At 64.1% G+C, this 771-nt stretch carries 1 protein-coding gene and 1 pseudogene; both read left to right on the top strand.

Going from position 1 to position 771, the window contains the following annotated elements; genetic code table 11:
• Positions 1-65 precede the first annotated feature (65 nt).
• On the top strand, positions 66-287 hold the full coding sequence (locus A5789_RS36190; RefSeq protein ID WP_064903081.1) for a hypothetical protein: 222 nt from the start codon (positions 66-68) through the stop codon (positions 285-287).
• Between the two features lie 182 nt (positions 288-469).
• Positions 470-771, top strand: a pseudogene (locus tag A5789_RS00055) (ATP-binding protein); the annotation flags it as partial.

The following is a 771-nucleotide window of genomic DNA, read 5'->3' as shown; positions in this document are numbered from 1 at the left end:
GAACCGAATTCCATTGTGCTAGAATAGATTTAGTACCGAACTAGCTTCGGACTTACACGGTTCTCGTGACACCCTCGGCGCGTACTGCCGACGATGTCGCGCAGGAGGTCTACGCGTTGCTGATCACCTACCAGGCGTTGCGGACCGCGATCGCCGATACCGCGCTGGCCACACCGGGCATGGTCGCGGACCGGGGCAGTTTCACCGTCGCTTTGCAGACCGCCCGCGACCAGCTCGTCCATGCGGCCGGGTCATCACCGGCGCGACTGTCGATATCGTCGGTGTGATCGGGCGGGCCGTGCGCGCTGACCTGCTCCCACATCGCCGGCCCCGCAGCAGCCTTCGCGTGGTCAAACGGGCAATCTCCAAACACCGCGCCAAGGGGGTGATCGACCGGACCATCTACCAAACCCACATCAGCGTGCGCGTGCTACCCGGTTGACAACCCGGCAGCACACCAAACTGAGCGGCCTTGGGTCTAGCCCGGGCTGCGGTGCACGCCGGCTACCGCACCTATGTCACCACCGCCGCCGATTTGGCGGCCCGCTGCCACAAAGCTGCGATCGAAGGCCGGTGGGCCACCTGCATGCGTTTCTACGCCGGACCAACGCTCCTGGCGATCGACGAACTGGGATACCTGCCGTTACCTGCAGAGGCGGCATCAGCACTGTTTCAGGTTGTCGCGCAACGGTACTTGAAGACCTCGATCGCGATCACCACCAACCGCGGCGTCGGATCCTGGGGCGAGATCCTCGGCGATAACACTGTCGC

Source organism: Nocardia sp. 852002-51101_SCH5132738 (assembly GCF_001665695.1).
Classification (GTDB): domain Bacteria; phylum Actinomycetota; class Actinomycetes; order Mycobacteriales; family Mycobacteriaceae; genus Nocardia; species Nocardia nova.
This window is presented reverse-complemented; position numbering and strand designations above follow the sequence as displayed.